Genomic DNA, 25,933 nt, shown 5'->3' with positions numbered 1-25,933 from the left:
CGGGCGGCCCCGGCGCAGGTCAGCGGGGCCGTGAGATGAGTCGCCGCGCCTCGCGCCGCCGGGCCCGGCGGCGCAGGAAGCGCCGGATGCGCGAGAAGAGGAACACGAGCGCCAGCAGCCCGCCGGCCAGCAGGACACCCGCGACGACCGCCGCCGCCACGGGATGGAACATCGCGAACGCGACCACGCCTCCGACCCCGAGGTCCTCGGCCACGCTCAGCACGATGTTGCTGAACGGCTCGGGCGAGGTGTTGACCGCCATCCGCGTCCCGGCCTTGACGGCATGGCTGGCCAGCGCCGTGGAACCGCCCAGCAGCCCGGCCGCCACGTCCGGCAGCGAGCCGCTCTGCCCGGCGAGCAGCGCGCCCACCCAGGCGCCGGCGAGCGGACGGACCACCGTGTGCGCGGAGTCCCACAGCGAGTCCACGTACGGGATCTTGTCGGCGACCGTCTCGCACAGGAACAGCACACCCGCGACGATCAGCACCTCCGGGCGCTGAAAAACCCCCGGCAGGTCGTCGCCGACCCCGGTCACGCCGAACAGGCCGAGCAGCAGCACCACCGCGTAGGCGTTGACACCACTGGCCCAGCCGCTGGTGAAGACCAGGGGAAGCACGGACACGGAGGCGATCGTAGCCAGCCCGCGGGCGGGCGGCCTGGGCACGCGCGCGGAGGTCTGAGTACAAGTACTCAGACCGCCGGATGAGTATCCGCGCGGATGGGGCACCGGCCGCCGGGACGGGAGAGTGGAGCCACGGCAGGGGGACCGGCCCGCACCGCCGACACGGGGCGGCGGAACGGCAACCGGTCACCGGCCGCTCCTTCCGCCGACCCGTCGGCGGAAGCGAGACGGGGGGCCTCGGGGGACGACCGCCACGGGGGTCCGCACAGGGGGAACCCGTACGGGGGAGTACGGGAGGAAGTACGGGGGATCACGGGGGAAACGGGCAGGCGCCGGACCGGAACGATCGGTCCGGCGCCTGCTCCCGCTGCCGACACGCGGCAGAGCCCGGTTCCCGCCGACCCGGCCGCCTCGGTTCCGGCCGCCGGAGATCCGGCCGTCCCGGACCCGCCGCCTCAGGTCCGGCCGTCCCGGCCCCGCCGCCTCAGATCCGGCCGCTGACCCGGCCCTGGAGCAGCCGGGACAGGGCCGCGTGGACGTCGTCCAGGGAGCGCTCCGGCTGGAAGGACTTCCAGTCGAGCGCGGCCACCAGCACCATGCCGACCAGCGCCGCCGCCGTCAGCTGCACGTCGATCTCGTCGCTGAACTCGCCGGCCGCCACACCCTCGCGCAGCACGCCCTCCACCACCGCCACGGCCTCCTGCCGCACCACCATCAAGGTGGACTGCCAGGCCCGGTTGGTGCGCCACAGCTCGGCGACGTACAGCTGGGTGAAGGCCGGGTAGCGGTCGATGAAGACCAGGCCCGCGCGGATCATCGCGTCCAGCGCGTCCACCTTGCCGCGCCCGGCGCGTGCCGTGCCCTCGGCCGCCTCCTTCAGGGACGCGGTGAGCAGGCCGACACCGTGCCGCAGCAACTCCTCGAAGAGGACGGACTTGCTCGCGAAGTTGTAGTAGACCGTCCCCTTGGCGACCCCGGCCCGCTCGGCGATCTCGTCCACGGTGGTCGCGGAGAAGCCCTGCTCGGCGATGAGCGTGACGGCAGCCTCGTAGAGCTTCTGCCGGGTGGCCTCGCGGCGCGTGCTTCCGCCGGCCCTGGCGCTGGTGCTTTCCATGGCCCCGATTCTCACAGGTGGCCTCGGTCCCGATGGCCGCGCCCGTCCTCTCGGCCGCGGCGAAAGCCCAGCTCAGAACGGATTGTCAGTGGCATACCTCACGATGGGCACATACGGCACGCGTGCCGTCACCCAGACGACAGGAGGTTCGTCATGGCCCACTCGTCCGCAGCCGCCGCCCGCCGGCGCCGCGCCACCGGCCCTGCCCCCTCACTGACCGGCCCCGCGAGCGACGTGCACCCCGTGCTCCGCCGGGCCACGGCCCCGCCCGCCGCGCTCGACCTGCTCGCCAAGGCCCGCGCCGGACTGGAGGAGGCCACGCTCCTGCAGACCCCGAACGAGCGCTACGCCACGGCCCACCTCGCCGCCCTGCGCACCGCCGCCGCCGTGCTCGCCGCCCGCGGCCGGCCCGAGACCTCCGCGCGCCGCCGGGCCCGCATCCGCAGCGCCTGGGAGGTGCTGCCGGAGATCGCCCCGGAGCTGACCGAGTGGAGCGCGCTGTTCGCCTCCGGCGCCGCCCGCCGCGCCCGCGCCGAGGCGGGCATCCGGGGCGCGGCCGGCCGCCGGGACGCCGACGACCTGATACGCGACGTGGCGATGTTCCTGCGCATCGTGGAGCGGATGCTCGCCCTCCAGCCGGTCCTGCCCCAGCCCCGCCGGGACACCGACGCGCCCCAGGCGCCGGACGGCCCGGCACCCGGCGCCCCGCACCCGCACGGCCCGCTCCCGGACGCGGGCTGACCACACCCGCTCCTACGGCACCGGCCCGCTCCTACGGGACCGGCCCGCTCCTACGGCACCGGCCCTCTCCTACGGCACCGGCCCGCCCCTACGGGACCGGCCCCGCCCGTCGGCGACCGCGGCCGGGAGACACCGCAGCCCGCCCGCCGGGCGACCCGTAGCCGCCCGTCCGCCACGAGACACCGGCCCGCCCGTCGGCTGCGGGACACCGGTCCGCCCGTCGGCTGGGGGACACCGGTCCGCCCGTCGGCCGCGACGCGCACCGAGGCGGGCCCGGGGCGACGCACGGGGCGGACGCCGACGCGGGTGACCTGCTGCGGCGCCGGAGGCAATAGGGTGGAGGCGCCTGAAGTCCTTCAGCCCGCCGAGGAGTCAACTGCCGTGTCGGACCCGTCGCGCCCCCGCGCCTCCCTGCGTACCGCCGTGGTCTGGGACGTCCTGCAAGACGCTCTCGACCGCCGGGTCAAGGCCACGGGCCGGGACTCGCTGGACGTCCTCGACACCGGGGGCGGCAGCGGGAACTTCGCCGTGCCCGTCGCCCGCCTCGGCCACCGCGTCACCGTGGTCGACCCCAGCCCCAACGCCCTGTTCGCCCTGGAGCGCCGCGCCGCCGAGGCCGGCGTCGCCGACCGGGTGCGGGGCGTGCAGGGCGACGCGCACGGCCTGTTCGACGTGGTCGAGCCCGGCGGCTACGACGCCGTCCTGTGCCACGGCGTCCTGGAGTACGTGGACGACCCGGCCGAGGGCGTGCGCAACGCGGTCGCCGCGCTGCGCCCCGACGGCGTCCTCAGCCTGCTCGCCGCCGGCCTCGGCGGCGCCGTGCTCGCCCGCGCTCTCGCCGGCCACTTCACCGAGGCCCACCAGGCGCTCCAGGACCCCGACGGCCGCTGGGGCAGCGGCGACCCGGTGCCTCACCGGTTCACCGCCGAGCAGCTCACCGCGCTGGTCGAGGGCGCCGGCCTGCGGGTCGGCGCGGTGCACGGCGTGCGGGTCTTCGCCGACCTGGTGCCCGGCGTCCTGGTGGACACCGAGCCCGGTGCCGTGGACGCGCTGCTGAGGCTGGAGGCCGCGGCGGCCGAACTGCCCGCCTTCCACTCCGTCGCCACCCAGCTCCACGTGCTCGGTGAGACCACCGGTGCCGCCGGGAGCTGAGCGCCACGGGGGCGCGGTGTGCCCAGAGTGCACTATCGGGAACAGGCGCTGATCAGCGTCTCGGCCGCGGATGGAGTACGCCACAGGCCCCCCGAACGAGCGGTTTGCGCCGTATGATCGAGGTACACCGCTCGGCATGACGAGACGGCCGCCGGGGAATGGAAGCCTCAGCGAGCCGGACGGCCATGACGGAATCCGGTTGGCCAATTGGCGTAGAGGGGCGGGTTTCACGGGGGCGATTCCCTGCCTATCCTGAAGGGACCCCCCGGGTCGCCCCGGCGACTGCACGATGAGGAGGACTCCGTGCCGCTCTCGGAGCACGAGCAGCGCATGCTCGAGCAGATGGAGCGAGCGCTGTACGCCGAAGATCCCAAGTTCGCGTCGGCGCTTGAGGGAAACGGGCTGCGGACGTACACCCGCCGACGGGTCTACCAGGCGGTCGCGGGCTTCCTCATCGGTATCGCGCTCCTCATGACCGGAATGGTCATGCAGCTCATCTGGGTCAGCGTGGTGGGTTTCCTCGTCATGCTGGGCTGTGCCGTGCTGGCCGTCACCGGCTGGCGCAAGGCCCCCAAACCGGGCGAGCAGCCACCAGGCGTGGCCCGTCGGCAGGCGCGGCCCAAACGCTCCATGATGGACCGGATCGAGGAGCGCTGGCAGCGCCGCCGGGACGAACAGGGCCGCTGACCCCGGGACACACGTGAGGGGCGGCCACCGCAAGGTGGCCGCCCCTCAGCCGTGCCTGTGGTGAGCCGTGCCCGCAGCCGCTCAGCCGTTCTGGCGGGACGGGCGGCGCAGGGCCGGCCGGGCCGCCGCGACCCGGGCCCGCAGCGCCGACCAGCGGGCCGACACCGCCCACCACGCCCGGACCGACGAGCGGGGCAGGAACAGCGCCCGCAGCCGGGTCCCGGCGCTCCCCACGGCCCGCAGGCCCTCGATCGCCTCGCGCACGTCCCGCGCCGTTCCCGCCGCCGGGTGCGGCCGGGGCGCGTACAGCACCTGCTCCACCGCGTCCGCCACCCGGTGCACCGCGGCCCCGGCCGCCGCGTCCAGCCGCCCCAGCAGCACGATCCGGTCGGCGGCCTTGCGCGGGGTCAGCGACTCGTCCGGGGGGACGCCGTAATCCCAGGCGCTGTCCGTCAGCTCCTGCCAGGCGGCCAGGGTGTGCGCCGCCACGCCCCGCGGGGTCCGGTCGTGCCCGCCCAGCCGCAGCGCGCGTGTCCGCCGCCGCCACAGCAGGGGCGCCAGCGGCACCGCCAGGACCAGCAGCGCGCCCGTCACGATCAGCGGCCACACCCACCAGTCCGTGTCATCGGGGCCGTGGTGCGGGACCGCCGCCGCGGACGGGCTGTCGCAGGACTGCGGCCGGCCCGGCCCCTCGGCGCAGCTCTCGCTCGGCGAGGCCGCCGCCGAGGGTGCCGAGGACGCGCGCCGGGACGGCTGCGTCTCGTCCGGCAGCGAGCTGCCGGGGGTGTCCGACAGGGTGTACGACGGCGTGGTGCCCCGGGTCGGGGTGGGCTCGAAACGGGTCCAGCCCACGCCCTCGAAGTACAGCTCGGGCCAGGCGTGCGCGTCCCGCTGGCTCACCGCCACCGTGCCGTCGGCCTGCGGGGTGCCCGGCGCGAAGCCCACCGCGACGCGGGCCGGGATGCCGAGCGTGCGGGCCATCGCCGCCATCGCGAAGGAGAAGTGGACGCAGAAGCCCTGCTTGTCCTCCAGGAAGTTCGCGATGGCGCGCGGACCCCGGCCGGCCTCCACCCGGGTGTCGTACTGGAAGCCCCCGGTGACGGCGAAGTAGTCCTGGAGCTTGACGGCCTCCTCGTAGTGGTTGCTCGCGCCCTCGGTTATCTCCTTGGCGGTGCGGCCCACCACCTTCGGCAGCGAGGCCGGCACCTTCGTGTACTGCTCCCACAGGGCGGCCGGCGGTGGCGGCGCCGCGGCCAGCTGCTCCGCGCTCGGCTCCACGTCCAGGCTCGTGACCTCGTAGCGCTCGCCCCGCGTGGTCTGGTCGCGGTCGCCGGCCAGGGTCATCCCGACCGGCTCGTACCGCCACCGGCCGCTGACCCGCACCCGGCTCGGCGGATAGGGCATCGGCAGCGAGTCCTGGGCGTAGGTGTCCGCCGCGGTGATCGTCGTCCGTATCATGTCGCGCCGGACGTCCTCGCCCAGACCGGCCGGCGCGGGCAGCGGGTCCGGCACGTCGGTGTAACCGCGCCGGGACGCCTTCCAGGTGGTGCCGTCGAAGTCGTCCAGGGAGACGATCCGCAGATACAGGTCGGACAGGTCGTTGGTGCTGGTCTTCAGGGACAGCACCAGGCGGTCGTCGTTCGTGTTCAGGTAGTCGTGCAGCGACACCAGCGGGTCGACCGCCGAGACCGCGCCCACGCCGCCCGCCCCCACGCCCTCACGGGCCCGCTCCAGCAGGCCGCCGGGCAGCGAGGGCAGCGCCAGCGGCAGGATCAGGGCCACGCCGAGCGCGGCCGCGCCGATCCGGTGGCCGGTGCGCACCGGCGCCGGGGGCCCGGCCACCGGAGCGCCCGGAACCCGGGGCGCGCCGCCGAAGACCCGGCCCCACTGGGCGACCCGGTCCCGGCCCTCGGCGAGCAGCAGCATCAGATAGCCGGCCGCCGCCACCAGGAACCACAGCCAGTCGGAGCCCCCGTCGGACAGCCCCGCGGCCACCGAGTACAGCGCGAGCAGCGGCAGCCCGGCCGGGGCCGCGCTGCGGAAGGTCACCGCGAGCGTGTCCACCAGCAGCCCGACCAGCAGCACACCGCCGATCAGCATCAGCCTGATGCCGTCGGTGACCGGCGCCGGTATCGCGTACCGGCTGATGTCGTCCGCGCCCTGACCGAGCAGCTCGGCGAGGTACCGGACGGCGTCCGGGCCCGGGATCAGCCCGGCGATCGCCTGCTGCCGGGCGCACACCAGGGTCAGCAGCACCAGGGTGACCAGGAGCTGGGCCGCCAGCGTCAGCGACCGGCCCAGCGGGACCCGCCGGGCCGCCGCGCCCACCCCGGTCTGCACGGCCACCAGCGGGACCAGTTGCAGCAGCCAGGTCGGCTCGGCGACCAGCGGCAGCAGCGCGCAGGAGGCCATCAGCGTGGCCGCCGCCGCGCACAGCGCCAGTCGTGCCCGTCCGCTCATCCCCGGACCTTTCCGCTCAGCGACGCCAGGCCCGAGCGCTCCCGGTCGGCCCGCCGCCACAACTCCTCCACCGAGGCGCCGCGCGGCACGCTCAGCGCCGTCCAGCCCGCCTCGCGCAGCAGCCGCAGCCGCTCCTCGTGCCGGTCGCCGGCCCGGGGCACGTCGGTCGCCTCCCGCGTCCACACGTCGGGGTCCAGCACGAAGGCGACGGCGCCGCCGCTGCGCCGGCTCATCTTCGCGACCGTGGTGGCCTGCTCCTCGTCCAGGTCGCCGAGGAAGGCGATCAGCAGCCCCTCGTTCCCGGCGCGCAACACGTCGTAGGCGCGGGACAGGCCGGGGCCGTCGGAGTAGTCGATCACCGCGAGGGTGTCCAGCAGCAGCCCGGCCGTCTCCGCCGTCTCCTGGCCGGTGCCCCCGAAGCCGCCACCCTCGCCGGGCACCGTGCTGCCGCCGTCGGTCAGCAGCCGTACCGAGAAGCCGCGCTCCAGCATGTGCGACAGCACCGAGGCGGCGGCGGAGACGGCCCACTCGAAGGCCGAGTCCGGGCCCGCGCCCTCGTAGGCACCGCCGCGGGTGTCCAGCAGCACGGTGCACCGGGAGCGCCGGGGCTGCTCCTCGCGGCGCACCATCAGCTCGCCGTGGCGCGCGGTGGAGCGCCAGTGCACCCGGCGCAGGTCGTCGCCGTAGCGGTAGCCGCGCGGGATGACGTCGTCCTCGCCCGCGAGGGCCGGCGAGCGCTGCCGGCCCTCGCCGTGGCCCTTGGCCTCGCCGGTGAAGCGGACCGGGGGCAGCGGGGTCACGCGCGGGATGACCGTCAGCATGTCCTGCGTCGCGAAGGAGCGGGTCAGCTCGCACATCCCGAAGGGGTCCGTCAGCCGCAGCTGGAGCGGGCCCAGCGGATAGCGGCCGCGCAGATCGGAGCGGACCCGGTAGGACACCTCGCGGTGGTCGCCCGGCTCCATCCGGTCCAGCACGAACCGGGGGCGCGGCCCGAGGACGTAGGGCACCCGGTCCTGGAGCATCAGCAGGCCGGTGGGCAGCCGGGAGACGTTGTCCATGCGCAGGTGCACCCTGGCCTCGCCGCCGGCCGGCACCCGCTCGGGGGCGAGCAGGCGGCTCGCGGCCACCCGGTAGCGGGTGCGGTACAGCACGGTGGCGCAGATCAGGGGCAGCACGGCGAGCAGCAGACCGACCCGCAGCAGATCGCTGTGCCCCAGCACGAACGCGCAGACCGCGGCGGCGATCCCGGCCGCGAGGAAGGAACGGCCGCGGGTGGTCAGACCCGACAGGGCCGTGCGGACCCCGCCCGCCTGCCCGTGCCCGGGTTCGGCCGGTCCGGTCCCCCCGGGGCCCATCACAGACTCCGCGGAGGCTGCTGCGGATAGGCCGGGACGGTCCGTCCGAGATCACCGGGTCCGCCCGGCCGGCCGGGGGTCGCGGGCACCGGGGTGTGCTGGAGGATCTCCAGCACCACCTGTTCGGCCGTGCGGCGGTTGAGCTGGGCCTGCGCGGTGGGCAGCAGGCGGTGGGCGAGGACGGCGACGGCGAGTGACTGCACGTCGTCCGGCAGCGCGTACTCCCGGCCGGCCAGGGCCGCGGTGGCCTTCGCCGCGCGCAGCAGGTGCAGCGTCGCGCGCGGCGAGGCGCCGAGTCTGAGGTCGGGGTGGGTGCGGGTGGCGGCGACCAGTTCGACCGCGTACCGCCGGACCGGCTCGGCGACGTGCACGTCGCGCACCGCCTCGACCAGCTTCACGATCTCGTGCGCGTGCGCCACCGGCTGGAGGTCCTCCAGGGGGCTGACCCCGCCGTGCACGTCGAGCATCCGCAGCTCGGACTCCACGCTCGGATAGCCGACGGAGACGCGGGCCATGAAGCGGTCGCGCTGGGCCTCGGGCAGCGGATAGGTGCCCTCCATCTCCACCGGGTTCTGGGTGGCCACCACCATGAAGGGGCTGGGCAGTTCGTACGTCTGCCCGTCGATGGTGACCTGCCGCTCCTCCATGGACTCCAGCAGCGCGGACTGGGTCTTCGGCGAGGCGCGGTTGATCTCGTCGCCGATCACGATCTGGGCGAAGATGGCGCCCGGCTTGAACTCGAAGTCCCGGCGCTGCTGGTCCCAGATCGACACACCCGTGATGTCCGAGGGCAGCAGGTCGGGCGTGAACTGGATGCGCCGCACCGAGCAGTCGATGGACCGCGCCAGCGCCTTGGCGAGCATCGTCTTGCCCACTCCGGGGACGTCCTCGATCAGCAGATGGCCCTCGGCGAGCAGCACGGTCAGCGCGAGCCGTACGACCTCGGGCTTGCCCTCGATCACGCCCTCCACCGAACCGCGCACCCGTTCTACCGCGGCGGTCACATCAGTGAGGCTCGCTCGATCGTCATAGGTCGTCACCCGGCCCTCCTCGGCCCGTTCTTTGCCGGGCCGACGCTGTCACTGCGCGACCGGCCCACCCCGGAACACGGACACCACGCGGAAAAGGTTCCACGCGGTGCCACCCCCGCATTCTCGCTGCCGTTACCGATTCGTGTCACCGCCTGTGGACAACTGCCCCCGGCGATGCCGCTCATACGACTTGTCCGACCGCGTTGTCGGTGCTGTCGGGGTTCTCTGGGTCCTCTGCGTTCTCGGCGTTCTCTGCGTTCTCTGCGTTCTCGGAACGGAGAGCGGGACGCGTCCCGGGGCGGCCGGCCGGTACGTTCCGGGTCAGGCCGGGTCGACCTCGCGCAGCAGACCGGTGCGCACGTCGAAGACGAAGCCGCGGACGTCGTCGGTGTGCTGGAGGAAGGGCGAGGTGCGCACCCGCTGCATGGACTGGCGCACGTCCTGGTCCACGTCCCGGAAGGACTCCACCGCCCAGGCCGGCCGCTGCCCGACCTCCATCTCCAGCTCGGAACGGAAGTCCTCGGTCAGGGACTCCAGGCCGCAGTTGGTGTGGTGGATCAGCACGACGCTGCGGGTGCCGAGCTTGCGCTGGCTGATGGTCAGCGACCGGATCACGTCGTCGGTGACCACACCGCCCGCGTTGCGGATGGTGTGACAGTCGCCGAGTTCCAGACCGAGGGCCTCGTGCAGGTCGAGCCGCGCGTCCATGCAGGCGACCACGGCGACACGCAGAACGGGACGGGCGTCCATGCCCGGGTCCTTGAAGGCCTCGGCGTAGCGCCGGTTGGCCGCCAGGAGACGCTCGGTCACGTTGCCGCCGGGCTTTATGGCGCCTTCGGACCCAGGGTGTGCCGCTGCGGAAGTCGTCATGCCCCCGACGTTACTGGTCACGTGGCGGTCCGGCCCGCTGTGAGAGGGGACAAAGATCGCCCCCGCGGCTTGTTGTGAGCGAATCCACACAGCGGGGGGAGATGCCCGAACGGGTGGACCGGTGCCGGTCCGGGCCCTCGCGCCGCCGCCCGCGCGACGCGCAGGCCGGTTGATTGACCCGGGCACGGCGTGGACTAAAGTGACGCGAAAGCGGGAGACGAGTCTCTCCCCGCTGGTGAAACCCCCGGAGACCCCGGCGCCGCCCGGACCCGTCTCCCCGCGCGCGCGGCGCGTACGTACGGCTCGGGGGACCGACGGTGCGTACGGCCCGCCGGAACTGAGAGGCCCCCTTGAGCCAGAGTCGACACGTCCCGGTGATGCTCCAGCGGTGCCTGGACCTGCTGGCGCCCGCCCTGGAGCGCCCCGGAGCCGTGGTCGTCGACTGCACCCTCGGCCTCGGCGGGCACAGCGAGGCGCTGCTGACCCGGTTCCCCGGCGCGCGGCTGATCGGCCTGGACCGGGACAAGGAGGCGCTGCGGCTGTCCGGCGAACGGCTGGCGCCCTTCGGCGAGCGCGCCACCCTGGTGCACGCCGTGTACGACGAGCTGCCCGACGTCCTCGGCCGGCTCGGCATCGCGCGCGCGCAGGGGGTGCTGTTCGACCTCGGGGTCTCCTCCATGCAGCTCGACGAGGCCGGCCGCGGCTTCGCCTACGCGCAGGACGCGCCCCTGGACATGCGCATGGACCAGACGACCGGCATCAGCGCCGCCGAGGTCCTCAACACCTACCCGCCCGGCGAACTCGTGCGCATCCTGCGCGCGTACGGCGAGGAGAAGCAGGCCAAGCGGATCGTCGCCGCGATCGTGCGGGAGCGGGAGAAGGAGCCGTTCAGCACCAGCGCGCGGCTCGTGGAACTCATCCGGGACGCCCTGCCGCAGGCCGCCAAGCGCACCGGCGGCAACCCCGCCAAGCGCACCTTCCAGGCGCTGCGCATCGAGGTCAACGGCGAGCTGTCCGTGCTGGAGCGGGCGATCCCGGCGGCAGTGAAGGCCCTGGACGTCGGCGGGCGCATCGCCGTGCTGTCGTACCAGTCACTCGAAGACCGGCTGGTCAAGCAGGTGTTCGCGGCCGGGGCGGCCTCCACCGCGCCGCCCGGGCTGCCGGTCGTGCCCGAGCGGTACCAGCCGCGGCTCAAGCTGCTCACCCGTGGTGCCGAACTTCCCACCGAGGAGGAGATCGCGGAGAACCGCCGGGCGGCACCGGCCAGGCTGCGGGGTGCCGAGCGCATCAGGGAGGACGTGGAGTGAGCGAGACGGGTCGGAGGGTCTCCTTCGCGCACCGGGGGAGCGGCATCCCCGTACCGGGGGAGCGGTGAGCAGGAAACCCGAGCTGAGGGGGAGGGCCGCGCGGCTGGCCCGGCTCTTCCCGGCCGGCCGCGCGCGGGCGGCCCGCACCCCGTTCGTGCTCCTCGTCGTCCTGCTGCTCGGCGGCGGTCTCATCGGGCTGCTGGTGCTGAACTCCGCCCTCAGCGAAGGCTCGTTCAAACTCGACGACCTGCGGAAGCGGACGAAGACGCTCACCGACGAGAAGCAGGCCCTCCAGCGGGACATCGACGCCTACTCGGCCCCCGACGCGCTCCAGCGGCGCGCCCGCGAACTCGGCATGGTCCCCGGCGGCGACCCCGCCTTCCTCGCCCCCGACGGCACCGTCAAGGGCGTCCCCAGCGCCGCCCCCGGACCGGCGGCCCTCTCCGCCCCGGCAGCCGCCCCGGGCACCACGACCGTCCCGGGCCAAGCCGCCGCCCCGGGCACCACGACCGTCCCGGGCCAGGCCGCCGCCCCCGGCACCACGGCCCTCTCCGGCCCGGCCACCGCCCCCGGCGCACCGCTCCCGCCCGGCCCCCCGGCCCCCACGACGGCCCCCGCCACCCCGCCGGCCGCCCCCGCGGCCCCGGCCGCCGTCCCCCCGTCCGTGTCCATCCCGACCTCCGGCAGGTGACGGAAGTGTCCGACAGGCAAGCGCCGCGTCGTCGTGTGCCCGGGCCCGCCAAGCCGCCGCGGCCCAGGGAGGCCGTCCGGCGGCAGCCCGGGCCCGGGGCGCGACCGGCGCGCCGGCCCGGCGGGGCCCGGCCCATGCCGCCCGCCCCGCTCCGGCTCGGCAGCCCCCGGCCCCGGCTGCGCCTGGTCGGCCTCGCCCTGACGCTGGTGCTGCTCGTCTTCGTCGTACGGCTGCTCCAGGTGCAGGCCGTCGACGCCAGCGCCTACGCGGCGCGGGCCGAGCAGAACCGGTACGTGGTGCACACCCTCGCCGCCGAGCGCGGCGAGATCACCGACCGCAACGGCGTCGCCCTCGCCGTCAGCGAGGACGCGTACGACATCACGGCCGACCCGACCATGTTCGGCGTCAAACAGCTGAAGATCACCGACGGGCCGGAGCGGGCCGCCGCGCTGCTCGCCCCGATCCTCGGCCAGGACCAGGCCGCCCTCGTCAAGAAGCTGCGGCCCGCGAACAAGAACTCCCGCTACACCCGCCTGGCCGCCCGGCAGACCCCGCAGGTCTGGAAGCAGATCAAGGACCTGAAGACCGCGCTCGCCAACAAGTCCGGCACCGACCGCACCACCGTCAACGTGCTGGCCGGCGTCTTCGCGGACCCCAGCAGCCAGCGCGTGTACCCCAACGGCGACCTGGCCGCCGGGATACTGGGCTGGGTCAACGCCGACGGCAAGGGCGGCGGCGGCATCGAGCAGCAGCTCGACAAGCAGCTCACCGGCAAGGACGGCAAGGTCCGCTACGCCCAGGCCGGCGGCCGCGAGGTGCCCACGGCCGGGTCGACGCAGACGCCCGCCGTGCCCGGCGCCGACGTGGAGCTGACCATCGACCGGGACATCCAGTGGGCCGCGCAGAACGCCATCACCGAGCAGGTGGCGAAGTCCAAGGCGGACCGCGGCTACGTCATCGTCCAGGACACCCGCACCGGCCAGATCCTGGCCATGGCCAACTCGCCCGGCTTCGACCCCAACGACCTGTCGAAGGCCGACGGCGACGCCATGGGCAACGCGGCCCTCCAGGACGCCTACGAGCCCGGCTCCACCGCCAAGGTGATGTCGATGGCGGCCGTGCTGGAGCGGAACGCGGCCACCCCGCTCACCCATGTCGTCGTACCCAACCGGCTGCACCGCGGCGACCGGCTGTTCCAGGACGACATCGACCACCGCACCTGGTACCTCACGCTCAACGGCGTGCTCGCCAAGTCCAGCAACATCGGCACCATCCTGGCCACCGGCGAACTCGCCCGGAGCCAGCCCGAGGCCAACAAGGTCCTCTACTCCTACCTGCGCAAGTTCGGCATCGGCGGCTACACCGGACTCGGCTTCCCCGGCGAGACCCCCGGCATCCTCGCGCCGCCGCAGAAGTGGTCCACCTCGCAGCAGTACACGATCCCTTTCGGCCAGGGCTTCTCCATCAACGCCATGCAGGCCGCCTCCGTGTACTCGACGATCGCCAACGGCGGCGTCCGCGTCGAGCCCACCCTGGTGCGCGGCACCAAGGGCGCCGACGGACGGTTCACCCCGGCGCCGCAGCCCGAGAAGACACGGGTGGTCAGCGCCAAGACCGCCAAGAGCCTCGCCCAGATGCTGGAGTCCGTGGTCGACGACGAGCAGGGCACCGGCATCAAGGCCCGCATCCCCGGGTACCGGGTGGCGGGCAAGACCGGCACGGCCAACCGAGTGGATCCGGCCACCGGCCGCTACCGCGGCTACACCTCGTCGTTCGCCGGTTTCGCCCCCGCCGACAACCCGCGGATCACCGTCTACTGCGCCATCCAGAACGCCACCTCCGGCAGCTATTTCGGCGGCCAGATCTGCGGTCCCATCTACAAGCAGGTGATGGAGTTCGCCCTGAAGACCCTCCAGGTCCCCCCCACCGGCGCGAAGCCCGCCAGCCTGCCCGTCGAGTACAAGCCCTGATCAGCACCCCCACTGGTCAGCACGGAAACACCAGGAACGAACCCGTGACAACGATCACCCCCGATCCCGGGAACCAAGGGCCCCACAGCCCCTCACTTAGCTCCGGAGCCGGTACGCCCGGTACGCTCACCGCCGTGCCACACGCTGATCAGTCCCAAACCACCCAGAAAGGCGCTCCCGTGACATATCCGGGGCCGCCGCGACCGGTCCAGGTCTCCGCCACACCCCTCGCGGAACTGGCCGATCAGCTGGGTACCGCCGCTCCGGACACCGCCGCCGAGGTCACGGGCATCACCCACGACTCGCGCGCCGTCCGCCCCGGCGACCTGTACGCCGCCCTGCCGGGCGCCCGGCTGCACGGCGCCGACTTCGTCACCCAGGCCGCCGGCCTCGGCGCGGCCGCCGTGCTCACCGACGCCGACGGCGCCGAGCGCGCCGCCGCCACCGGCCTGCCCGTCCTGGTCGTGGACGACCCGCGCGGCCGGATGGGCGAGCTGGCGGCCCGGATCTACGGCCACCCCGGCCGCGATCTGCTCCAGATCGGCATCACCGGCACCTCCGGCAAGACCACCACCGCCTACCTGGTGGAGGGCGGCCTGCGGACCGCCCGCGCCACCGGGCTGGTCGGCACCGTCGAGACGCGCATCGGCGACGAGCGGATCAAGTCCGAGCGCACCACCCCCGAGGCCACCGACCTCCAGGCCCTGTTCGCCGTCATGCGCGAACGCGGCGTCGAGGCGGTCGCCATGGAGGTCTCCAGCCACGCCCTGGTCCTCGGCCGGGTCGACGGCTGCGTCTTCGACATCGCCGTCTTCACCAACCTCAGCCCGGAACACATGGAGTTCCACTCCGACATGGAGGACTACTTCCGGGCCAAGGCGCGGCTGTTCACCCCCGAGCGCAGCAGGCTCGGCGTGGTCAACGCCGACGACGAGTACGGCCGCCGGCTCGCGAAGGAGGCGACCGTCCCGGTCGTCACCTACTCCGCCGAGGGCCACCCCGACGCCGACTGGCGCGCCCAGGACGTGCAGATCGGCCCGATGGACTCGACGTTCACCGTGCTCGGCCCGGACGGCGAGCGGGTGCACGCCAGGTCGCCGATCGCCGGTCCCTTCAACGTGGCGAACACCCTCGCCGCCATCGTCGCCCTCGCCGCCGCCGGCCTCGACCCGCAGGCCGCCGCCGACGGCATCGCCGCCGTACCGGGCGTGCCGGGCCGGCTGGAGCGCGTCGACGCCGGGCAGCCCTACCTCGCGGTCGTCGACTACGCCCACAAGACGGACGCGGTCGAGTCGGTGCTCAGGGCGCTGCGCAAGGTCACCAAGGGCCGGCTGCACGTCGTCCTCGGCTGCGGCGGCGACCGTGACCGGACCAAGCGCGCCCCGATGGGCGCCGCCGCCGCCCGGCTCGCCGACACGGCCGTACTGACCTCCGACAACCCCCGTTCCGAGGACCCCCTCGCGATCCTCGCGACCATGCTCCAGGGCGCCGCCTCGGTGCCCGCGCACGAGCGCGGCGAGGTGCTCCTCTTCGAGGACCGGGCCGCCGCCGTCGCCGCCGCCGTGGGCCGCGCCCAGGCCGGCGACACGGTGCTGGTCGCGGGCAAGGGTCACGAGCAGGGCCAGGACATCGCCGGCGTGATCCGTCCCTTCGACGACCGCCAGGTGCTTCGCGAAGCTATCCAGAAGACCCAGGGATGAACTTGTGATCGCCCTCTCCCTCGCCGAGATCGCAGCAGTCGTCGGCGGGCAGACGCACGACATACCGGATCCGTCCGTGCAGGTCACGGGACCGGTCGTCCGGGACTCCCGGGAGGTGGTGCCCGGCAGCCTGTTCGCCGCCTTCGTCGGCGAGCGCGTGGACGGCCACGACTACGCCCGGCAGGTCGTCGAGGCCGGCGCGGTCGCCGTGCTGGCCGCCCGGCCGGTCGGCGTCCCCGCCATCGTGGTGGACGACGTCCAGGCCGCCCTCGGCGCCCTCGCCCGGCACGTCGTGGGCCGGCTCGGCACGACCCTCGTGGCGCTGACCGGCTCGGCCGGCAAGACCAGCACCAAGGACCTGATCGCCCAGGTGCTCGGGCGCAAGGCGCCGACCGTGTTCACGCCCGGCTCGCTCAACAACGAGATCGGGCTGCCGCTGACCGCCCTGTCCGCCACCGAGGAGACGCGGTTCCTCGTACTGGAGATGGGCGCCCGTGGCATCGGGCACATCCGCTACCTCACCGGCCTCACCCCGCCGAGGATCGGCCTGGTGCTCAACGTCGGCTCCGCGCACATCGGCGAGTTCGGCGGGCGCGAGCAGATCGCCCAGGCCAAGGGCGAACTGGTGGAGGCGCTGCCCCCGGCGAGCGAGGGCGGCGCGGCGATCCTCAACGCCGACGACCCGCTGGTGAAGGCCATGGCCTCCCGTACCAAGGCGAAGGTGGTCCTTTTCGGAGAGTCGGCCGAAGCGGACGTACGCGCCGAGAACGTACGACTCACGGACAGCGGACAGCCCTCCTTCAGGCTTCACACACCCTCCGGTGCAAGCGATGTGACGATGCGCCTGTACGGTGAGCACCACGTGTCGAACGCGCTCGCCGCGGCCGCCGTCGCCCATGAGCTGGGCATGTCCGCGGAAGAGATCGCCCTCGCGCTCTCCGAGGCGGGCTCCCTCTCCCGGTGGCGCATGGAGGTCACCGAGCGCCCGGACGGCGTGACCATCGTCAACGACGCCTACAACGCCAACCCCGAGTCCATGCGGGCCGCCCTCAGGGCGCTCGCGGCCATGGGCAAGGGGCGTCGCACGTGGGCGGTGCTCGGCAAGATGGCCGAGCTGGGGGACGAGGCGCTCGCCGAGCACGACGCCGTCGGACGGCTCGCCGTCCGGCTCAACGTCAGCAAGCTCGTCGCCGTCGGGGGGATTGAGGCCTCCTGGCTGCAATTGGGCGCATATAACGAGGGTTCGTGGGGTGAGGAGTCGGTGCACGTGTCCGACGCACAGGCGGCGGTCGACCTGTTGCGCAGCGAGTTGCGCCCGGGGGACGTCGTGCTCGTGAAGGCGTCCCGGTCGGTGGGGCTGGAGAGCGTCGCCCAGGCGCTCGTCGAGGCCGGTACCGAGGGTGAGGTCGCCGCCCGATGATGAAGCAGATCCTGTTCTCGGGAGTCATTGGCCTCTTCCTGACGCTGGTCGGCACCCCGCTGCTGATCAAGCTGCTGGCCCGCAAGGGCTACGGCCAGTACATCCGCGACGACGGCCCGCGCGAGCACGCCAGCAAGCGCGGTACGCCGACCATGGGCGGTATCGCCTTCATCCTGGCGACCATCGCCGCGTACTTCCTGAGCAAGCTCATCACCGGCTACGCGCCGACCTACTCCGGTCTGCTGGTCCTCGGCCTGATGTTCGGCATGGGCCTGGTCGGCTTCCTCGACGACTACATCAAGATCGTCAAGCGGCGTTCGCTGGGTCTGCGGGCCAAGGCGAAGATGGCCGGCCAGCTGATCGTCGGCATCGCCTTCGCCGTGCTGTCGCTGCAGTTCTCCGACTCCCGCGGCAACACCCCGGCCTCCACGAAGCTGTCGTTCATCACCGACTTCGGCTGGTCGATCGGCCCGGTGCTGTTCGTCGTCTGGGCGCTGTTCATGATCCTCGCGATGTCGAACGGCGTGAACCTCACCGACGGTCTGGACGGTCTGGCCACCGGCGCCTCCGTGCTCGTCTTCGGCGCCTACACCTTCATCGGCGTCTGGCAGTTCCAGGAGTCCTGCGCCAACGCGCAGACCCTGACCAACCCCGGCGCCTGCTACGAGGTGCGCGACCCGCTCGACCTCGCGGTGGTCGCCTCCGCGCTGATGGGCGCCTGCCTCGGCTTCCTGTGGTGGAACACCTCGCCGGCGAAGATCTTCATGGGCGACACCGGCTCGCTCGCCCTCGGCGGTGTCCTCACCGGCCTGGCCATCCTCTCCCGCACGGAGCTGCTGGTGGCCATCATGGGCGGCCTGTTCGTCCTCATCACCATGTCGGTCGTCATCCAGGTCGGCTCCTTCCGGCTCACCGGCAAGCGCGTCTTCCGGATGGCACCACTCCAGCACCACTTCGAACTCAAGGGCTGGTCCGAAGTCCTGGTGGTGGTCCGCTTCTGGATCATCCAGGGCATCTGCGTGATCGTCGGACTGGGCCTCTTCTACGCGGGATGGGCAGCGGACAAGTGACCTCCACCTCGGGGCCCTTCGACTTCCAGGGCAAGCACGTCACCGTCGCCGGGCTCGGTGTCTCCGGCGTCCCGGCGGCCAAGGCGCTGCACGCGCGCGGCGCGGTCGTCACGGTCGTCAACGACGGCGACGACGCACGCGCGCGGGAACAGGCCGCGGAACTGGAGGCGCTCGGCATCACCGTGCGCCTCGGTGACGGCTCCTCCCTGCCGGAGGGCACCGAGCTGGTCGTCACCGCGCCCGGCTGGCAGCCCGGCAAGCCGCTGTTCCGCGCCGCCGAGCAGGCCGGTGTGCCGGTCTGGGGCGACGTGGAGCTGGCCTGGCGGCTGCGCGGCCCGGACGCGGCCCCCTGGCTGGCCGTCACGGGCACCAACGGCAAGACCACCACCGTGCAGATGCTCGCCTCCATCCTCAAGGCGGCGGGCCTGCGCACGGCCGCCGTCGGCAACATCGGCGTCTCCCTGCTGGACGCGGTCCTCGGTGAGGAGGAGTACGACGTGCTCGCCGTGGAGCTCTCCAGCTACCAGCTGCACTGGGCGCCCTCGCTGCGCGCCCACTCGGCCGCCGTCCTCAACCTCGCGCCGGACCACCTGGACTGGCACGGTTCCATGGAGGCGTACGCGCGCGACAAGGGCCGCATCTACGAGGGCAACAAGGTCGCCTGCGTCTACAACGTCGCCGACCGGGCCACCGAGGACCTGGTGCGCGAGGCCGACGTCGAAGAGGGCTGCCGGGCGATCGGGTTCACCCTCGGTGCCCCGGGGCCGTCCCAACTCGGCGTCGTGGACGGCATCCTGGTGGACCGCGCCTTCGTCGAGAACCGGCAGAAGAACGCGCAGGAGCTGGCCGAGGTCTCGGACATCCACCCGCCGGCCCCGCACAACATCGCCAACGCCCTCGCGGCGGCGGCCCTCGCGCGCGCCTTCGGGGTGCCCGCCACCGCCGTGCGCGACGGCCTGCGGGCCTTCCGTCCGGACGCCCACCGCATCGCGCACGTCGCCGACATCGACGGGGTCGCGTACGTGGACGACTCCAAGGCCACCAACACCCATGCCGCCGAAGCGTCGTTGGCGGCATATGAGCCGATCGTATGGATCGCGGGCGGACTGGCGAAGGGCGCCACCTTCGACGAACTGGTCGCCAAGTCGGCGAAGCGGCTGCGGGGCGCGGTCCTGATCGGTGCCGATCGGGCCCTGATCCGCGACGCCCTCGCGCGACACGCCCCGGAAGTACCCGTGGTCGACCTCGACCGGACCGACACTGGGGCGATGCTCCAGGCGGTGACGGAGGCCAAGCGGCTGGCCCGGCCCGGCGACACGGTGCTGCTGGCCCCGGCCTGCGCCTCCATGGACATGTTCACCAACTACAACCAGCGCGGCGACGCGTTCGCGGCGGCGGTCCGCGAACTCGGCGCCTGAACCCGGCCGCCTGCCGGGCGGATCTTGGGAGGGACGCGTGGGACGGTCGACGTTCAGCGGAGGCACCGATGCCCGGTAGCCGCACCGGCCGGCCGCCCGTACAGCGGGCGTCCCGCCGTCCCGCCGTCCCCCGCATCGCGCGCGAGAACCCCGTGCAGCGGTTCTACATCCGCGCCCGCAAGGCCTGGGACCGGCCGCTGACCGCCTACTACCTGATCCTCGGCGGCAGCGTGCTGATCACCGTGCTGGGCCTGGTGATGGTCTACTCGGCCTCCCAGATCACCGCGCTCCAACTGTCGCTGCCCGGGTCGTACTTCTTCCGCAAGCAGTTCCTCGCCGCGCTCATCGGCGGCGCACTGCTGTTCGCCGCCTCCCGCATGCCGGTGAAACTGCACCGGGCGCTGGCCTACCCGATCCTCGCCGCCGCCGTCTTCCTGATGGCCCTGGTGCAGGTGCCGGGGATAGGGATGTCGGTCAACGGCAACCAGAACTGGATCTCCCTCGGCGGCTCCTTCCAGATCCAGCCCAGCGAGTTCGGCAAGCTCGCCCTGGTGCTGTGGGGCGCCGACCTGATCGCCCGCAAGCAGGAGAGAAGGCTGCTGGCCCAGTGGAAGCACATGCTGGTGCCGCTGGTCCCGGTCACCTTCCTGCTGCTCGGACTGATCATGCTGGGCGGCGACATGGGCACCGCGATCATTCTCACGGCGATCCTCTTCGGCCTGCTGTGGCTCGCGGGCGCGCCGACCCGGCTGTTCGCCGGGGTACTGTCGGTGGCCGGCCTGATCGGTGTGCTCCTGATCAAGACCAGCGACAACCGGATGGCCCGGCTCGCCTGCATCGGCGCCACCGAGCCCAGGAGCGGGGTCGCCGACTGCTGGCAGGCCGTGCACGGCATCTACGCGCTCGCCTCCGGGGGGTTCTTCGGCTCCGGACTCGGGGCGAGTGTGGAAAAATGGGGCCAACTCCCCGAAGCCCACACCGACTTCATCTTCGCCGTCACCGGTGAGGAACTGGGCCTGGCGGGGACGCTGTCGGTGCTCGCCCTGTTCGCGGCTCTAGGCTATGCGGGTATCCGCGTGGCCGGACGCACGGAGGACCCCTTCGTGAGGTACGCCGCGGGAGGCGTGACCACCTGGATCACCGCCCAGGCGGTGATCAACATCGGTGCGGTGCTCGGCCTGCTGCCGATCGCCGGTGTCCCGCTCCCGCTGTTCTCCTACGGAGGGTCCGCCCTGCTGCCGACCATGTTCGCCATCGGGCTGCTGATCGCCTTCGCGCGCGACGAGCCCGCTGCGCGGGCAGCGCTTGCGATGCGGCAACCCCGCTTTGGTAAAAAGCGGGCGGGAGGCTCCGGTGCCGAGCGGGGGCCTCGGAGATGGAACACGATGCGACGGCGTGCCTCGGCGGCGCGTTCGTCCGGAGAGCGGTGAATTTCGGTGCATGTCGTACTCGCCGGTGGGGGGACCGCCGGCCACATCGAGCCCGCGCTCGCCCTCGCGGACGCCCTGCGCAGGCAGGACCCGACCGTGGGGATCACGGCCCTGGGCACGGAGCGCGGCCTGGAGACCCGGCTCGTCCCGGAGCGCGGCTATGAGCTGGCGCTGATCCCCGCGGTGCCGCTGCCCCGCAAGCCCACCCCCGAGCTGATCACCGTCCCGGGCCGGCTGCGCGGCACGATCAAGGCCGCGGAGCAGATCCTGGAGCGCACCAAGGCGGACGTCGTGGTCGGCTTCGGCGGCTATGTGGCGCTGCCCGGCTATCTGGCCGCCAAGCGCCTCGGGGTGCCCATCGTGATCCACGAGGCCAACGCCCGCCCCGGCCTGGCCAACAAGATCGGCTCGCGCTACGCGGCCCGGGTCGCCGTCTCCACGCCGGACAGCAAGCTGCGTGACGCCCGTTACATCGGCATCCCGCTGCGCCGCTCCATCGCCACGCTGGACCGCGCCGCCGTCCGCCCCGAGGCCCGGCACCGCTTCGGCCTCGACCCGAACCTGCCCACGCTGCTCGTCTCCGGCGGCTCGCAGGGCGCCCGGCGGCTGAACGAGGTGACGCAGACCGTCGCCCCCTGGCTCCAGCAGGCCGGCATCCAGATCCTGCACGCGGTCGGCCCGAAGAACGAACTGCCGCAGGTGCAGCAGATGCCGGGAATGCCCCCCTACATCCCGGTAAGTTACCTGGACCGGATGGACCTCGCGTACGCCGCGGCCGACATGATGCTCTGCCGCGCGGGGGCGATGACCGTCGCCGAACTCTCCGCCGTGGGCCTGCCGGCCGCGTACGTCCCGCTGCCCATCGGCAACGGCGAACAGCGGCTGAACGCCCAGCCGGTGGTCAAGGCGGGCGGCGGACTCCTCGTCGACGACGCGGAACTGACGCCCGAGTGGGTGCAGCAGAACGTGCTGCCCGTGCTGGCCGACCCGCACCGGCTGTACGAGATGTCCCGCGCGGCAAGCGAGTTCGGCCGCCGGGACGCCGACGAGCTGCTCGTCGGCATGGTGTACGAGGCGATCGCCTCGCGCCGTTAGGACCGTATGACGAAAGGGCAGTGACGGTGGCCGGACCGACAACCGCCGAGCGCGGGGAACGCCAGCAGGGGTCGTCCGGTCCGCCGCTCGCCCGCGGCGCCGGACGGCGTCTTCGTACGATCGTCATCCTGGCCGTGGCCGTCGTCCTGCTCGGGGCCGGTGGCGCCTGGGTGTTGTACGGCTCGCAGTGGCTGCGGGTGCGGCACGTCTCGGTGTCGGGCACGCTCGTGCTGACCACCGCGGAGGTCCGCGAGGCGGCGGACGTGCCCGTCGGGGCGCCGATGGCGTCCGTCGACACGGACGCCATCGAGGCCCGGATTCGCCGGAAATTGCCCCGAATCGACACCGTGGACGTGGTGCGTTCCTGGCCCCGGGGAATCGCCCTGAACGTGAGCGAACGCACTCCGGTTCTGCTGATCCGAAAAGGCGGCGACTTCGTCGAAGTCGATGACGAAGGTGTCCGTTTCGCCACGGTTTCGCAGGCGCCGAAAGGCGTTCCGAGCCTGGAATTGTCCGCCTCCCGCAAGGGGCCCGGAGCCGCGAGCCTGCGGCGCTTCGGTGCCGGCCGGCTGGTGCGCGCGGCCGTCCGGGTCGCCGGCGACCTGCCCGCCCCCGTGGCGCGCGGCGCGCGGACCGTCCGGGTGCGCTCCTATGACGCCATCTCGGTCGAGTTGGGCGACGGCCGCACGGTGGCGTGGGGCAGCGACGAGCAGGGCCGCGCCAAGGCACGGGCCCTCACGGCTCTCATGAAAGCATCCCCCGGCGCACGGCACTTCGACGTCACCGTTCCCACCGCCCCTGCGTCATCGGTGAGTTGACGCACATCAGCGCAGGCCAGCCCCCTGGTTGGGCACGGCTACGGCTGATCACATAGGGTGAAAAGAAAAACGGGAGGTTCGGCGTGTTCGTTGAACGGGCGCCACTTGTCGACTTAGTGTCCTGTTCGGAAGACTCCAGGGAACAGACACACTGGTAACCCTAAACTTCAGGGTTAGGGTTCGGGTCGGCGCTACGGACCGTCCCATTCGGCATCCGTCGTCCCGGCGCGGGGCACCGCACGGCGGCGACAACGTAATTCGAGGCGAGAGGCCTTCGACGTGGCAGCACCGCAGAACTACCTCGCAGTCATCAAGGTCATCGGTGTCGGCGGCGGTGGTGTCAATGCCATCAACCGGATGATCGAGGTCGGTCTCAAGGGCGTCGAGTTCATCGCCATCAACACCGACGCACAGGCGCTGTTGATGAGCGACGCCGACGTCAAGCTCGACGTCGGCCGCGAACTCACCCGCGGACTCGGCGCCGGAGCCAACCCGGCCGTCGGCCGCAAGGCCGCCGAGGACCACCGCGAGGAGATCGAGGAGGTCCTCAAGGGGGCCGACATGGTCTTCGTGACGGCCGGTGAAGGCGGCGGCACCGGCACCGGCGGGGCGCCCGTCGTGGCCAACATCGCGCGCTCGCTCGGCGCCCTGACCATCGGCGTGGTCACGCGCCCGTTCACCTTCGAGGGACGGCGCCGCGCGAACCAGGCCGAGGACGGCATCGCCGAACTGCGCGAAGAGGTCGACACCCTCATCGTCATCCCCAACGACCGGCTGCTGTCCATCTCGGACCGCCAGGTCTCGGTCCTGGACGCCTTCAAGTCCGCGGACCAGGTCCTGCTCTCCGGTGTGCAGGGCATCACCGACCTCATCACCACCCCCGGCCTGATCAACCTGGACTTCGCCGACGTGAAGTCGGTCATGTCCGAGGCCGGTTCGGCCCTCATGGGCATCGGCTCGGCCCGCGGCGACGACCGCGCGGTGGCCGCGGCCGAGATGGCGATCTCCTCGCCGCTGCTGGAGGCGTCCATCGACGGCGCCCGGGGCGTCCTGCTGTCCATCTCCGGCGGCTCCGACCTCGGTCTGTTCGAGATCAACGAGGCGGCCCAGCTGGTCAGCGAGGCCGCCCACCCCGAGGCCAACATCATCTTCGGCGCGGTCATCGACGACGCCCTCGGCGACGAGGTGCGGGTCACCGTGATCGCGGCCGGCTTCGACGGCGGCCAGCCGCCGGCCCGCCGGGACAACGTCCTCGGCTCCGCCTCCGGTTCGGCCCCCGCCCGCCGCGAGGAGCCCGCCCCGGCGGCCCGGCCGAGCGAGCCCAGCCGCCCGTCCTTCGGCTCGCTGGGCAGCGTCAAGCCCAAGGAGGAGCCGGAGCCGGCGCCCGAGCCGGTGCCGGACATCCCGGTCGCCCCGCCGGTCCCCCCGGCGCCCCGGACCTACTCGGACAGCGCGGCCGAGGAGCTGGACGTCCCGGACTTCCTCAAGTGATAGGACAGCGCGAGAGCGTGAGCGGCGCGCACTTCGCCTTCACCGACCGGTGGGGCGGGGTGAGCGCCGCTCCGTATGAGGAGCTGAACCTCGGCGGCGCGGTCGGCGACGCGCCCGAGGCGGTGCGCGGCAACCGCGAACTGGCGGCGAAGTCGCTCGGCCTGGACCCGGACCTGGTGGTGTGGATGAACCAGGTGCACGGCGCCGACGTCGCCGTGGTGGACGAGCCGTGGGGCGAGGGCCCGGTGCCGGAGGCCGACGCGGTCGTCACCCCGCGGCGCGGACTGGCCCTGGCCGTCCTGACCGCCGACTGCGTGCCGGTGCTGCTGGCCGACCCCGTCGCCGGGGTCGTCGCCGCGGCGCACGCGGGCCGGCCCGGCATGGTCAAGGGCGTCGTCCCCGCCGCCGTACGGGCCATGGTCCGGCTCGGCGCCGAGCCCGACCGGATCATCGCCCGCACCGGACCGGCCGTGTGCGGCCGGTGCTACGAGGTGCCGGAGGCGATGCGCGCCGAGGTGGCCGCCGTCGAGCCGGCGGCGCACGCCGAGACGAGCTGGGGCACGCCGGCGGTGGACGTGAACGCCGGGGTGCACGCGCAGCTCGACCGGCTCGGGGTGTGCGACCGGGCGCGTACGCCGGTGTGCACGCTGGAGTCACAGGATCACTTCTCGTACCGCCGCGACCGCACCACCGGGCGGCTCGCCGGCTATGTCTGGCTGGACTGATGGGGCATGACGGACCGTAAGACCGAACTCGCCGCGAATCTGGCGAAGGTGGAGGAGCGCATCACCGCCGCGTGTGCGGCGGCGGGGCGCAAGCGGGAGGAGGTGACCCTGATCGTGGTCACCAAGACCCACCCGGCGAGCGATGTGCGGACGCTGTCGGAGCTCGGTGTGCGCCATGTCGCCGAGAACCGCGACCAGGAGGCGGCCCCGAAGGCCGCCGCCTGTGCGGATCTGTCACTGAAGTGGCACTTCGTCGGTCAGTTGCAGACCAACAAGGTGCGTTCCGTGGTCGGTTATGCCGATGTCGTGCAGTCGGTCGACCGCGCACGGCTCGTCACCGCGCTGTCGAAGGAGGCGGTGCGGGCGGAGCGCGAGGTGGGCTGTCTGCTCCAGGTCGCGCTCGACGCCGGGGCGAGCGGCCGGGGCGAGCGCGGTGGCGTGGCCCCCGGCGGAATCGAAGAGTTGGCCGACCTCGTCGCCGGCGCGCCCGGGCTGCGGCTCGACGGACTGATGACCGTCGCCCCGCTCACCGGGGAGTACGCGGGACGCGAACAGGCGGCGTTCGAGCGGCTCATGGATTTGTCGACCGACCTGCGCCGGGCTCATCCGGCTGCGACCATGGTGTCGGCAGGGATGAGCGCGGACCTCGAACAGGCCGTGGCCGCCGGGGCGACACATGTGCGCATTGGCACCGCGGTACTCGGAGTCCGACCCAGGCTCGGGTAACGTCGCCAAGAAGTCGGACCACAGCAGAAAATATGGTCAA

At 73.0% G+C, this 25,933-nt stretch carries 22 protein-coding genes; 16 read left to right on the top strand and 6 right to left on the bottom strand.

What is annotated here, in order from left to right; genetic code table 11:
* Positions 1-19 precede the first annotated feature (19 nt).
* Both Srubr_RS08130 and Srubr_RS08125 read right to left on the bottom strand, forming a co-directional pair.
* Positions 20-622 (bottom strand): DUF4126 domain-containing protein, encoded by a 603-nt coding sequence (locus Srubr_RS08130; RefSeq protein ID WP_189996572.1) that lies wholly within the window; start codon positions 620-622, stop codon positions 20-22.
* 484 nt (positions 623-1,106) lie between these two features.
* Complete coding sequence (locus tag Srubr_RS08125; RefSeq protein ID WP_189996573.1) at positions 1,107-1,736, bottom strand: TetR/AcrR family transcriptional regulator; 630 nt, start codon at positions 1,734-1,736, stop codon at positions 1,107-1,109.
* Positions 1,737-1,889: 153 nt separating this feature from the next.
* Here Srubr_RS08125 and Srubr_RS08120 point away from each other — a divergent pair, with 153 nt between their 5' ends.
* The 3 genes from Srubr_RS08120 to Srubr_RS08110 all read left to right on the top strand — a co-directional run bounded on the left by Srubr_RS08120 (position 1,890) and on the right by Srubr_RS08110 (position 4,316).
* Positions 1,890-2,477 carry an SAV_6107 family HEPN domain-containing protein gene (locus tag Srubr_RS08120; RefSeq protein WP_189996574.1) on the top strand — a complete coding sequence of 196 codons (588 nt, stop codon included), beginning with the start codon at positions 1,890-1,892 and terminating at the stop codon, positions 2,475-2,477.
* A 381-nt stretch (positions 2,478-2,858) separates the two neighbouring features.
* Positions 2,859-3,629: a class I SAM-dependent methyltransferase gene (locus Srubr_RS08115; protein WP_189996575.1), complete on the top strand. Its 771-nt coding sequence runs from the start codon at positions 2,859-2,861 to the stop codon at positions 3,627-3,629.
* A gap of 303 nt (positions 3,630-3,932) precedes the next feature.
* Positions 3,933-4,316 (top strand): DUF3040 domain-containing protein, encoded by a 384-nt coding sequence (locus Srubr_RS08110; RefSeq protein WP_189996576.1) that lies wholly within the window; start codon positions 3,933-3,935, stop codon positions 4,314-4,316.
* Positions 4,317-4,397: 81 nt separating this feature from the next.
* Here the strand turns inward: Srubr_RS08110 and Srubr_RS08105 are convergent, their stop codons facing one another.
* The 4 genes from Srubr_RS08105 to Srubr_RS08090 all read right to left on the bottom strand — a co-directional run bounded on the left by Srubr_RS08105 (position 4,398) and on the right by Srubr_RS08090 (position 10,032).
* Positions 4,398-6,776 carry a transglutaminase TgpA family protein gene (locus Srubr_RS08105; RefSeq protein ID WP_189996577.1) on the bottom strand — a complete coding sequence of 793 codons (2,379 nt, stop codon included), beginning with the start codon at positions 6,774-6,776 and terminating at the stop codon, positions 4,398-4,400.
* Positions 6,773-8,131, bottom strand: coding sequence for a DUF58 domain-containing protein (locus Srubr_RS08100; protein WP_189996578.1), 1,359 nt, complete (start codon positions 8,129-8,131; stop codon positions 6,773-6,775). Before Srubr_RS08100 ends, Srubr_RS08105 begins: the two co-directional genes overlap by 4 nt.
* A complete protein-coding gene (locus Srubr_RS08095; RefSeq protein WP_189996579.1) occupies positions 8,131-9,171 on the bottom strand; it encodes an AAA family ATPase in 1,041 nt (346 codons plus the stop codon). The genes Srubr_RS08100 and Srubr_RS08095 overlap by 1 nt, the downstream gene beginning before the upstream one ends.
* A gap of 312 nt (positions 9,172-9,483) precedes the next feature.
* Positions 9,484-10,032, bottom strand: coding sequence for a beta-class carbonic anhydrase (locus Srubr_RS08090; protein ID WP_189996580.1), 549 nt, complete (start codon positions 10,030-10,032; stop codon positions 9,484-9,486).
* A gap of 350 nt (positions 10,033-10,382) precedes the next feature.
* On the opposite strand from Srubr_RS08090, the gene rsmH reads away from it, so the two are divergent.
* The 13 genes from rsmH (at position 10,383) to Srubr_RS08025 (ending at position 25,893) form a co-directional block, all read left to right on the top strand.
* Positions 10,383-11,339: a 16S rRNA (cytosine(1402)-N(4))-methyltransferase RsmH gene (gene rsmH / locus Srubr_RS08085; RefSeq protein WP_189996581.1), complete on the top strand. Its 957-nt coding sequence runs from the start codon at positions 10,383-10,385 to the stop codon at positions 11,337-11,339.
* A 64-nt stretch (positions 11,340-11,403) separates the two neighbouring features.
* On the top strand, positions 11,404-12,030 hold the full coding sequence (locus Srubr_RS08080) for a cell division protein FtsL (RefSeq protein WP_189996582.1): 627 nt from the start codon (positions 11,404-11,406) through the stop codon (positions 12,028-12,030).
* A gap of 5 nt (positions 12,031-12,035) precedes the next feature.
* Positions 12,036-14,000 carry a peptidoglycan D,D-transpeptidase FtsI family protein gene (locus Srubr_RS08075; RefSeq protein ID WP_308439907.1) on the top strand — a complete coding sequence of 655 codons (1,965 nt, stop codon included), beginning with the start codon at positions 12,036-12,038 and terminating at the stop codon, positions 13,998-14,000.
* Between the two features lie 179 nt (positions 14,001-14,179).
* The gene (locus Srubr_RS08070; protein ID WP_189996584.1) at positions 14,180-15,700 is read left to right on the top strand and encodes a UDP-N-acetylmuramoyl-L-alanyl-D-glutamate--2,6-diaminopimelate ligase; all 1,521 of its coding nucleotides are present in this window, start codon (positions 14,180-14,182) and stop codon (positions 15,698-15,700) included.
* A gap of 4 nt (positions 15,701-15,704) precedes the next feature.
* Complete coding sequence (locus tag Srubr_RS08065; RefSeq protein ID WP_189996585.1) at positions 15,705-17,120, top strand: UDP-N-acetylmuramoyl-tripeptide--D-alanyl-D-alanine ligase; 1,416 nt, start codon at positions 15,705-15,707, stop codon at positions 17,118-17,120.
* On the top strand, positions 17,120-18,190 hold the full coding sequence (gene mraY, locus Srubr_RS08060) for a phospho-N-acetylmuramoyl-pentapeptide-transferase (RefSeq protein WP_030605496.1): 1,071 nt from the start codon (positions 17,120-17,122) through the stop codon (positions 18,188-18,190). The genes Srubr_RS08065 and mraY overlap by 1 nt, the downstream gene beginning before the upstream one ends.
* Positions 18,172-19,608, top strand: coding sequence for a UDP-N-acetylmuramoyl-L-alanine--D-glutamate ligase (murD, locus tag Srubr_RS08055; RefSeq protein WP_189996586.1), 1,437 nt, complete (start codon positions 18,172-18,174; stop codon positions 19,606-19,608). The genes mraY and murD overlap by 19 nt, the downstream gene beginning before the upstream one ends.
* 68 nt (positions 19,609-19,676) lie before the next feature.
* Complete coding sequence (gene ftsW / locus Srubr_RS08050; protein ID WP_189996587.1) at positions 19,677-21,038, top strand: putative lipid II flippase FtsW; 1,362 nt, start codon at positions 19,677-19,679, stop codon at positions 21,036-21,038.
* 6 nt (positions 21,039-21,044) lie between these two features.
* Positions 21,045-22,133, top strand: coding sequence for an undecaprenyldiphospho-muramoylpentapeptide beta-N-acetylglucosaminyltransferase (gene murG, locus Srubr_RS08045; RefSeq protein WP_030783441.1), 1,089 nt, complete (start codon positions 21,045-21,047; stop codon positions 22,131-22,133).
* 26 nt (positions 22,134-22,159) lie between these two features.
* On the top strand, positions 22,160-22,951 hold the full coding sequence (locus Srubr_RS08040; protein ID WP_189996588.1) for a cell division protein FtsQ/DivIB: 792 nt from the start codon (positions 22,160-22,162) through the stop codon (positions 22,949-22,951).
* 279 nt (positions 22,952-23,230) lie between these two features.
* A complete protein-coding gene (gene ftsZ, locus Srubr_RS08035; protein ID WP_189996589.1) occupies positions 23,231-24,442 on the top strand; it encodes a cell division protein FtsZ in 1,212 nt (403 codons plus the stop codon).
* Positions 24,439-25,167 (top strand): peptidoglycan editing factor PgeF, encoded by a 729-nt coding sequence (pgeF, locus tag Srubr_RS08030; RefSeq protein ID WP_189996590.1) that lies wholly within the window; start codon positions 24,439-24,441, stop codon positions 25,165-25,167. Before ftsZ ends, pgeF begins: the two co-directional genes overlap by 4 nt.
* A gap of 6 nt (positions 25,168-25,173) precedes the next feature.
* Positions 25,174-25,893: a YggS family pyridoxal phosphate-dependent enzyme gene (locus tag Srubr_RS08025; protein ID WP_189996591.1), complete on the top strand. Its 720-nt coding sequence runs from the start codon at positions 25,174-25,176 to the stop codon at positions 25,891-25,893.
* Positions 25,894-25,933 lie beyond the last annotated feature (40 nt).

The sequence above is a fragment of the Streptomyces rubradiris genome (assembly GCF_016860525.1).
Taxonomy (GTDB): domain Bacteria; phylum Actinomycetota; class Actinomycetes; order Streptomycetales; family Streptomycetaceae; genus Streptomyces; species Streptomyces rubradiris.
The sequence above is the reverse complement of the archived record's forward strand: the minus strand, read 5'-3'. Positions and strand labels throughout refer to the sequence as shown.

Excerpts from the sequence above, each read along its gene's own strand:
- Srubr_RS08125 (WP_189996573.1), bottom strand. The coding sequence starts at position 1,736 with ATGGAAAGCACCAGCGCCAGGGCCGGCGGAAGCACGCGCCGCGAGGCC.
- Srubr_RS08120 (WP_189996574.1), top strand. The coding sequence starts at position 1,890 with ATGGCCCACTCGTCCGCAGCCGCCGCCCGCCGGCGCCGCGCCACCGGC.
- Srubr_RS08105 (WP_189996577.1), bottom strand. The coding sequence starts at position 6,776 with ATGAGCGGACGGGCACGACTGGCGCTGTGCGCGGCGGCGGCCACGCTG.
- Srubr_RS08100 (WP_189996578.1), bottom strand. The coding sequence starts at position 8,131 with ATGGGCCCCGGGGGGACCGGACCGGCCGAACCCGGGCACGGGCAGGCG.
- Srubr_RS08090 (WP_189996580.1), bottom strand. The coding sequence starts at position 10,032 with ATGACGACTTCCGCAGCGGCACACCCTGGGTCCGAAGGCGCCATAAAG.
- mraY (WP_030605496.1), top strand. The coding sequence starts at position 17,120 with ATGAAGCAGATCCTGTTCTCGGGAGTCATTGGCCTCTTCCTGACGCTG.
- murD (WP_189996586.1), top strand. The coding sequence starts at position 18,172 with ATGGGCAGCGGACAAGTGACCTCCACCTCGGGGCCCTTCGACTTCCAG.
- ftsW (WP_189996587.1), top strand. The coding sequence starts at position 19,677 with ATGCCCGGTAGCCGCACCGGCCGGCCGCCCGTACAGCGGGCGTCCCGC.
- Srubr_RS08025 (WP_189996591.1), top strand. The coding sequence starts at position 25,174 with ATGACGGACCGTAAGACCGAACTCGCCGCGAATCTGGCGAAGGTGGAG.